The sequence below is a fragment of the Listeria valentina genome, assembly GCF_011800755.1.
Lineage (GTDB): Bacteria > Bacillota > Bacilli > Lactobacillales > Listeriaceae > Listeria > Listeria valentina.
This window is the reverse complement of sequence record NZ_JAATJW010000110.1, coordinates 1-3,522: the sequence shown is the minus strand read 5'-3', so window position 1 is coordinate 3,522 and position 3,522 is coordinate 1. Positions and strand designations below refer to the sequence as shown.

At 36.0% G+C, this 3,522-nt stretch carries 2 protein-coding genes and 1 pseudogene; 1 reads left to right on the top strand and 2 read right to left on the bottom strand.

Going from position 1 to position 3,522, the window contains the following annotated elements; all coding sequences use genetic code 11:
* Positions 1 to 582 (top strand): annotated as a pseudogene (locus tag HCK02_RS13465) (helix-turn-helix domain-containing protein); the annotation flags it as partial.
* Positions 583 to 805: 223 nt separating this feature from the next.
* Here HCK02_RS13465 and HCK02_RS13460 read toward each other — a convergent pair.
* Both HCK02_RS13460 and HCK02_RS13455 read right to left on the bottom strand, forming a co-directional pair.
* The gene (locus HCK02_RS13460; protein ID WP_167630614.1) at positions 806 to 961 is read right to left on the bottom strand and encodes a hypothetical protein; all 156 of its coding nucleotides are present in this window, start codon (positions 959 to 961) and stop codon (positions 806 to 808) included.
* A gap of 523 nt (positions 962 to 1,484) precedes the next feature.
* Positions 1,485 to 3,098 carry a primase C-terminal domain-containing protein gene (locus HCK02_RS13455; protein ID WP_167630613.1) on the bottom strand — a complete coding sequence of 538 codons (1,614 nt, stop codon included), beginning with the start codon at positions 3,096 to 3,098 and terminating at the stop codon, positions 1,485 to 1,487.
* Positions 3,099 to 3,522: the final 424 nt, after the last annotated feature.

Sequence of the window (3,522 nt, the reverse complement as noted above, 5' to 3'; positions counted from 1 at the left end):
TTAGCAGTATATCCTGATCAAGATATTGAAAATATTTTAATTAGTTTAAAAGCGCTCTACACTTTAGATATTAAGGGTGATAGACTAGAGGCTCAATCTATTGCAAGTTCTTTAGCAGGGACACTATCGAAAAAAAAGCATTGGTTTTATTGGGATACTATTATTGCTCAATCTATAATATTTTATCTAGAAAGTACAGAGGCTTATGAATTAGCAGATCGTTGTCGCAAAGCTTTTGACTATTACAACCAATACTTCCCCTCCGCTTCTAGCAAAGTGCGGGTCCTACTTAACCTTGCCTATGCTTTAAAACTAAATCAAGATATTCTTGCTGCTGAACCCTATATCGATCAAGCGATTGAAGAGAGTAAAGATTTAACAGAACCCTACTTGTATTACGACGCCCTATATAAAAAAGCCGAAATTCTCCTTGTTAAAGATATGCTTCCAGAAGCAAAAAGATATCTTACGCAAAGTTTTGAAGGACTCCGCCTATTAAAGCAAGAGACTATTCTCAATGATAACAAAGCAGACTGGAATGATCTATTGCTTATTTATGCACCCCAAGAGTTAAAAAATTAAAAAGTGCGTTGATGAAATTTTCATCAACGCACTTCCAAGATGTCCATGACCATATACAATCCACTGTCTTTTCCGATTTCCCATAATAATTACTCCCCTTGTGCCTCTTAATACACAGCCCTACTTTATTTTTTTAAAAGTGAAACTATTGTTAGGAAAAGTAAGTCTCCCAAAACTTACTTTTCCCACCGTACATAAGAGCCTATTGATCATTTTTGTTCCATCATCTCAACTTAGACGAGTTTTGCTCTCGCAAGTGAATGGTATCACGTACATGTCGCATTCGCTGTTTCATCAACTGAATATCCCGTTCAAGTTGTTCAGACTCATTCTTTTTCGAATTCTCTTCCAAAAACCGATTCAAAAAACGTCTAATCATGATCGTCACCCCGTCTTTATTATTTTTCTATTTACCTCAAGTCTAGCATGAAAAATAGACTTAGAGTGGAAAATGTCGTGAAAAGTCCATTCTGAGTCATAAACGACTTAAAAACCCCTTATTTTTAGTTTTTTTGTATACAATTCAAATGAGGTTTTCTTACTAAATCCATGTGTAATAACAAACCGTGAACCCACAACAAGAAAACAAAGCACACATTGAATTGCCCGTGAAATTCAGAATGTATTTCAAATAAATTATCCTCTAACTTTTTTACCCACTTTATCTTTCGAGCCCTCAAAAGTCCATATTCCTATACATTTATAATAATCGCCAATAAATTCTGTTGATTCTTCAAAAACAGTGCCTCTAGTTTTTCTATATCCCTTGTACAAGAAACGTAAGCTCAACTCTTACCAAAATCTTAAAAAAGAAAACAATATTTAGAAAGCAATACTCCATAGCAAACAGAGGAGAAAACAGTAACTAGAATTATGTATTTGGCAATTGAACCCATTGATTTCTAGCCTCCTCCCATTACTGAAAACAGGCTTATTTCGTCATAATTTCGCTGTTTGTACAAACGTTCTAAGCCCCATTGTCTCTCGAACGTCTTCATGTTCGTTTCCTGTTGAATAGTACATTCCACATCTGTGATAGTAGATAAAAAGTGGATATATTGCTCCCCTTGAGCCTTTTTCTTTGCGATTGCTTTTTGAATACCTTGCTTTAGTAAGTGTGCTGCCGTTGTCCAATACGTAATGGCTGTACAGCCTCGACCTTCTGAACGCTTAATAATCCGAGAAGTAGATTGAATCAATTTTTTTAAACTGGCCAAAGGTATCCCTGCTGCTTCAGCCAACTCTCTTTGGGAATATACCAAACGCGTTACTTGTTGTTGAACCAGCTGTTTCTGGATAAAAGTCTCTAAATCTGTCTCCCATTCTTCTTGATGTGAGTAAGTTCTTTCCTCACGACTCTTCTTGTGCTTTCTAAAGAATCGAGGTTGAACCTTGCCTGTCTTTGGATCAATAATTGCCGTAGAATGGTTCATTGTATAGTCAGATTTGAAGTAATTTTGAAGCAAACCTTCAATATGCTCAAAATTAGCCCCCTTATAACGGCCACTATATGCACTTTTTAATGCTCGCTCCAATTCTTTTTGTTGCACCGGATAAGTAAGTCTAGAGTTAAACTGATCCAGTTCATTATAAGCGAAGTCTTCTGTTTTTCCAGATCCATAGCAAGCCAAAGCCAACGTGAAAAGTGCATTATTACGCCCATATTCTCCTTGTTTGCCTTTAATTTCTGTCAGGCGAATGAGTTCCCGATACCAGGATTCTTTTGTTGCATCCTCAAATGGCATAAAATCTTTCGAAATAAGTTGAAGATTAGCTGTACGATTGTTAGCCGTCCAGTTTTGAGACCACTTCATTAAGTGACTGTAAGAAAAACGATTCTCCAGGTTTTCAAATACAATATTTTCAGAATTTGGCGCTCTAAAGAAACCAAAATCGTTGCATCCAACATCGACTTGGGGATATTTTCGTGCAAATGCTTGTTTTAAATTCCAAGAAACTTTCTTGGCTACTTTTAGACTTTTAAACTGATTAGCTGAGCTAATGAATACAGGATCAGCCAATACAAAATAGAGTTGAAAACCGTGCGGAGTTTGAAGAACAAAAGTAGGGACCTGGTTCAACACATCGATACTTGTAGCCACTAGATCTGCTAAATCAACTTGAAGCGTATCAATATCTACAACAAATGTGTTAATTTGTTGTAGATTGTCTTCGGTGTGGCCCTTTATGTAATGCCGACTTTTATCGGTATAAGTACCATACCGGTAGATATTCGGTGTCCAGTGCGTAAAGGTATCGGCTTCTTGAAGTAGTGCTTCTTGACTCGTTGTAATAAATCCACGCAAGCCTTCTTCTCGGCTAAAGTCTTCTTTTTTCCGAACAATAAACTGAACCCCTTTACGATGAGGACTATTAGCTTCTTGGGCTCGGAAATGTTGTCGTACAGCCCATACACCCTGACTATTTTTCTTTCGAAAAGCTGTTACACCTTCATGAACAACAGCATCCACGACAGCTGCATATAAAAATAAGTCTTTTCGCTCTGTAGTAGGCATCTCTGTGCCCTCCTTTCTTTTTTTGAACAAAAAAAGGACAAGTTTCTTCCACGCGAAGAAACTTGTCCTGAATTTAAAAGCTTCGTTTTTTCGCCATTGGAAGAAATACATCGACACCATCTACGAAAAAACTTTTGACAATTACTTAATGCCAACGTTTATTGGCATTGTCAAATAAACCTAAATGTGGTATAATTTTTTTATCAAAACACTGAATTTGTTTTATGTTTATACCAATACCACACTTAGGGTTTCGTTGATGTATTTATAATTTGTACTGGATATACAAATTATAAATCGACGATTCCTTTTTTATTTACTTGTTGTTATAACTTTACAACAAGTTTTTATTTTTGTAAACACTTTTATTAAAACTATTTTCTTCAAAACCCCTGTTCTAACGCGATTTTTAATGATTAATATC

What these genes read in the sequence shown, in the direction of transcription:
- HCK02_RS13460 (WP_167630614.1), bottom strand. Translation starts at nt 961, where the DNA reads ATGATTAGACGTTTTTTGAATCGGTTTTTGGAAGAGAATTCGAAAAAG.
- HCK02_RS13455 (WP_167630613.1), bottom strand. Translation starts at nt 3,098, where the DNA reads ATGCCTACTACAGAGCGAAAAGACTTATTTTTATATGCAGCTGTCGTG.